The sequence below is a fragment of the Citrobacter sp. S55_ASV_140 genome, from assembly GCF_018919505.1.
Taxonomy (GTDB): domain Bacteria; phylum Pseudomonadota; class Gammaproteobacteria; order Enterobacterales; family Enterobacteriaceae; genus Citrobacter; species Citrobacter werkmanii.
The window spans coordinates 1-5,018 of sequence record NZ_JAHLQZ010000243.1 but is presented as its reverse complement, the minus strand read 5'-3'; the positions used below and the strand labels follow the sequence as shown (position 1 = coordinate 5,018).

4 protein-coding genes and 1 pseudogene are annotated in these 5,018 nt (G+C 53.8%); 1 reads left to right on the top strand and 4 read right to left on the bottom strand.

What is annotated here, in order from left to right:
• From pat to trxC, 3 genes and pseudogenes are all read right to left on the bottom strand, one after another.
• Window positions 1–1,456 (bottom strand): annotated as a pseudogene (pat, locus tag KQJ18_RS21455) (protein lysine acetyltransferase); the annotation flags it as partial.
• Window positions 1,457–1,492: 36 nt separating this feature from the next.
• A complete protein-coding gene (gene tapT / locus KQJ18_RS21450; protein WP_087856392.1) occupies window positions 1,493–2,191 on the bottom strand; it encodes a tRNA-uridine aminocarboxypropyltransferase in 699 nt (232 codons plus the stop codon).
• A 69-nt stretch (window positions 2,192–2,260) separates the two neighbouring features.
• The gene (gene trxC, locus KQJ18_RS21445) at window positions 2,261–2,680 is read right to left on the bottom strand and encodes a thioredoxin TrxC (protein WP_003037559.1); all 420 of its coding nucleotides are present in this window, start codon (window positions 2,678–2,680) and stop codon (window positions 2,261–2,263) included.
• Window positions 2,681–2,887: 207 nt separating this feature from the next.
• Between trxC and KQJ18_RS21440 the strand changes: the two genes are divergently transcribed.
• Window positions 2,888–3,967: a tRNA/rRNA methyltransferase gene (locus KQJ18_RS21440; RefSeq protein WP_038642726.1), complete on the top strand. Its 1,080-nt coding sequence runs from the start codon at window positions 2,888–2,890 to the stop codon at window positions 3,965–3,967.
• A gap of 33 nt (window positions 3,968–4,000) precedes the next feature.
• Here the strand turns inward: KQJ18_RS21440 and ung are convergent, their stop codons facing one another.
• A complete protein-coding gene (gene ung / locus KQJ18_RS21435) occupies window positions 4,001–4,690 on the bottom strand; it encodes a uracil-DNA glycosylase (protein ID WP_042306632.1) in 690 nt (229 codons plus the stop codon).
• Between the last annotated feature and the right edge of the window lie 328 nt (window positions 4,691–5,018).

Below are 5,018 nucleotides of genomic sequence, written 5' to 3'. Positions count from 1 at the left end.
CTTCATGGGTATCCAGCGATGTGGCCCCTTCGGCAATCGCCTGCTGTAACAGATTATGCGCCTCGGCGGTGTTCGTGGTCAGGTAGTCCGGTAGCGCAGGCGTTTCTCGCAGTTGCTTCTGGTTACGCCGATACTCAACCATATGCATAAACGCGGTGATGGTCCCTTCCGGCGTACGGTAGGTGGGCACCCCTGCTTCGCTAAATAGCCTACGGGCTTCCTGGGAAGAAAACTCCCCGCACCAGTTGGTTAGTAAGGAGATAAATTTCCCTCGAGGATGCTGCTTTACTGCTTCGATCAACGCTTGCGCGCTTTCGGTCCCGGGGGCGGCGGCGCTGGGCGAATGAATCACCATCAGCGCGTCGAAGTCCTGGCTGGTGAGCAAAATATCCAGCGTTTTTACATAGTGTTCGTTACTGGCGTCGTCACGAAGATCCAGCGGGTTGCCGATATCAACATGGGCTGGTAGCGCATCGCGTAATTTCTGGCAGGTATCTTCACTCAGCGTGGCGAGTTTGCCATTCTTCGACCATAGCTCATCCAATGCCAGTGCGGCAGGTGCGGCGCCGTTACTGATGATCATTAGTCTGTCACCACGCAGCGGGCGCATGTGACTCAGGGTTTCGACCGCCGAGAACAGCTCGTGAGTATCTTGCACGCGTAATAAACCGGCGCGCTGAATAGCCGCATCCCAGGCTGGGTCCATCCCTGCACTGGTGTGCAGTAAACGCTGCGCTGCCGGGCTGCGGCCACTCTTAATCACCAGAATGGGTTTGTTGCGCGCGGCGCTACGGGCGGCAGAGACAAAGCGCCGGGCATCGCTCAAATGTTCGAGATAGAGCAATATTGCACTGGTTTTACTGTCGCGCGCCAGGTAATCCAGCAACTCATCAACGTCGATATCCAGGCTGTCACCCAACGCGATAAAGTAAGAAAAGCCCATTTCTCTCTGCTGCGCCCAGTCGAGTATGGTATTGGATACGGCGGCGGATTGAGAGATAAAAGCCAGCTTGCCGCGCTTAATCGGGACGGGGGAAAAGCTGGCGTTAAGTCCCTGCCAGGGGGCGAGAAGTCCCAGACTGTTGGGACCCAGCAGGCGTATTTTATAGCGTGAGGCGCAGGCCAGCAGTTCTGCATGCTGGGCCGTGGGAGCCGAAAGAATAATGCAGGTTTTACAACCTTTCTCGCCAAGCGCTTCGAGCAATGCCAGGTTACGGCTGGCATTGGTGCACAACACGGCGAGGTCGGGGCTAAAAGGCAAGCTGCTGATATTGGGCCAGGCCAGTACACCCAATACCGCTTTCCAGGCGGGCGTCACCGGTAGAACTGGCCCATTGAAACCGCCGGCAAGCAGATTACGCATCATCAGGTAACCCGCGCGGTTAGGCTTCATCGACGCCCCAATCACCGCAATGGATTTCGGTCGCAGTAGTGCTTCCAGACCACGTTGACTCATATCGGCTTCCTTAATGACACCAGTGACCGAATGATTTTAAACGCTTTCTGTCGAGTCTGCTGTGACGCTTCCCTGATGTTGAGTTTTTCCTGCCAGGTAACGGGTTTTAAAGCGTGTGAAGTGATCGCTTAACCCTTCCGCAGCTTGCGTATCGCCAGCCAGATCCAGCAAAGCGATGGCGACTTCGGCAGTACAGTATTGCCCTTCGGCGTGAATACCACGCAGGTGATAAGCAGAAAGGCGCGATAAATCAACGGAGATCACCGGCAGGTTGTCGAGGTACGGGCTTTTGCGGAACATTTTACGCGCTTCCGGCCAGGTGCCATCGAGCATAATAAACAACGGCGGTTTGCCGGTCGGCGGCGTGAAAATCACTTCGCGCTCTTCGCCCGCATAGGAAGCCGGGAATACCACCATCGGCTGGTAATCGGGATTTTTCACCAGCTCAAGCAGCGCCTGCGGCGGTTCGGTGCGTGACCACTGAAAAGCCGCGGTATCGGGCAAAATATCGGCGATTAAACGTCCCGTGTTACTGGGCTTCATCGGCTCGGTATCAAACATGACCAGACAAAAACGGCTTTTGGCCTCAGACGGTACTAACGTTGCGCATAAGCAGAGCTTTAGCGGCAGCAGGCAGCGCTGGCAGCGACGAATACGGTTACCTCGGGCGAGGAAAGGACGCGTGGCACGCGCGAGGCGCTCAGCGCGTAACTGAAGAACTGCGTTATCGGTCATGGGGGAACACGTTGAAAAACGCTATTGTCGCAGAGGTGAAAACGGGGCACAAGATGCGCCCCGCAGAGATTATAATGATTCGTTAAGCCAGCTATCAAACGGAGCCTTAGGTACGGCGCCATTAAGCATATCGACGATTTCACCTTTTCTGAAGATCATGATGGTCGGAATACTGCGGATACCGAAGCGGGCGCTGAGTTCACGCTCGGCTTCCGTATTCACTTTAACAAAACGCACTTTACCGCTACGCTCTTCCGCGACATCTTCAAAAATTGGGGCAAAGTTACGGCATGGTCCGCACCAGGGGGCCCAAAAATCAACCACCACCGGGAGATCGTCTTTTAACAGTTTATCCAGTGTTTCACCGGTCGCATTGATCACCTCCCCATCGAACAGGTCGTGACCACAGCGTCCGCATTTAGCCGCTTCCTGGACACGATCGTCGGGAATGCGGTTGATAGCCTGGCAGCTGGTACAAACGGTATTCATAACTAACCTCTGGATGAGTAGTGTGGACTTCATGGCAGTGACGCCAGTATGTTTCTATTATGTTACATATTATCGGGGAGTCTGTTCTAAACAACAATGCGTTTTATTCAATGAGTACAATAGTCCTTAGCTTTTAAATGAAATAATGGCTAACGACGTGCACATCGGGTAATCTGCGCGCTTCGCGCAGAGCAGGTGGAGAAAAACATGAGCGACGAACTGAAGAACAAAAACGGCAAGGTCAAAGTGATGTACGTCCGCAGTGACGATGACTCGGATAAACGCACCCAAAATCCACGTACTGGTAAAGGCGGCGGACGCCCCGGTACTTCCCGAGCCGAAGGCGGTCGTCGCCCTGCCCGTGATGACAGAAAGGGTCCGAACAGCGAACGCGGCCGTGAACGTGGTCGTGACCGCGATGCAGAACGCGATCGCAGACGTGAAGATTCACCATGGCGTACCGTGTCCCGCGCACCGAATGATGATGCTGAGGATAAAGCCGATCATGGTGGCATTAGCGGCAAGAGTTTTATCGATCCTGAAGTCTTACGTCGTCAGCGCGCGGAAGAAACCCGCGTTTACGGTGAAAATGCCTGTCAGGCTCTGTTCCAGAGTCGTCCGGACGCTATTGTTCGCGCCTGGTTCGTGCAGAGCGTCACCCCGCGCTTTAAAGAAGCATTACGCTGGATGGCGGCAAACCGTAAAGCCTACCATGTGGTTGATGAAGCTGAGCTGGCGAAAGCCTCCGGTACTGAGCACCATGGCGGTGTTTGTTTCCTGATCAAAAAACGTAACGGTACCACCGTTAAGCAGTGGGTGGGTCAGGCTGGGGCGCAGGACTGCGTACTGGCTCTGGAAGACATCGCTAACCCGCACAACCTGGGCGGAATGATGCGTAGCTGCGCCCACTTTGGTGTGAAAGGCGTGGTGGTACAGGACGCGGCGCTGCTGGAATCAGGTGCGGCAATCCGTACCGCTGAAGGTGGCGCAGAGCATGTTCAGCCGATCACCGGTGACAGCATTGTCGATGTGCTGGACGACTTCCGTAAGGCAGGTTACACGGTAGTGATGACCTCAAGCGTGAAAGGCAAACCGTTGTTTACTACTACGCTGCCGGAAAAAATGGTGCTGGTATTAGGGCGTGAGCGTGAAGCGCTGCCGGAAGCGGCATGCTCAGCCGACGACCTGTGCGTGGCGATTGACGGTACGGGTAACGTTGAAACGCTCAACGTATCTGTGGCAACCGGCGTACTGCTCGCGGAGTGGTGGCGTCAGAACAAAGCCTGATAATAAAAATGCCAGCGAATCGCTGGCATTTTTTTACTCACTTTCTGCAGGTAACACCGGCGTCCAGTCAATCGGTTTTTCACCTCGTTGTTCCAGCCATTCATTAGCCAGTACAAAGTGATTGCAGCCAAAGAAACCACGATGCGCGGAGAGCGGTGACGGGTGCGGCGCTTTCAACACATGGTGACGTTGGGTATCAATAATCGCGCCTTTCTTTTGTGCGTGTGAACCCCAGAGCAGGAAAACGACGCCTTCGCGATGCTGATTAATCAAGCTGATGACTTTATCGGTGAAGGTTTCCCACCCCAGGCTGGCGTGCGAATGTGCCTGACCGGCGCGGACGGTGAGTACGGTATTAAGTAACAGCACCCCCTGACGTGCCCAGCTTTCCAGATAACCGTGCGTTGGGCGCGTGAAGCCTGGAATCGTCGCTTCCAGCTCTTTGTACATGTTCAGCAGCGATGGGGGAGTGGCAATACCCGGACGAACAGAGAACGCGAGACCGTGTGCCTGGCCTGGACCGTGGTAAGGATCCTGCCCCAGGATGACGACTTTCACGTCGCCAAGTTCGGTAAAGCGAAAAGCGTTAAACACATCTTTTTGCGGCGGGTAAATTGTCATACCCGACTGACGCTCGCCAGCGACAGTATGTAGCGTGTTAACAAAATAAGGCTGCTGTTTCTCATCTGCCAGCACATCGTGCCAGGTTAATTCGGTGGCCATCTCGCTCTCCTGCGAATTTTCAATCCCTCTAGCTTAACTGCTTCTTACCACGTCGCAAAATTCTGTACGTTTCTCAACGGCATGGGCCTTAAAGATAGTTGAAAATTTATGTAAAAAGTTTAGCTGTGTGCGTGGCGTAAGTTGATGTAAAACAATAAAATCCACCTATCACCACTTTTCATGTGTGGTTTTTATTGATTTAAATCAAAGATTCAAGGGTGTGTGAGGGGTATATATACACTCAAGCAACAATGGTTTTACCAATTGGCCGGATGACGGCCAACCGAGATCAAATAATTTTGCCGGGGAGGCATCAAATGATTACAGG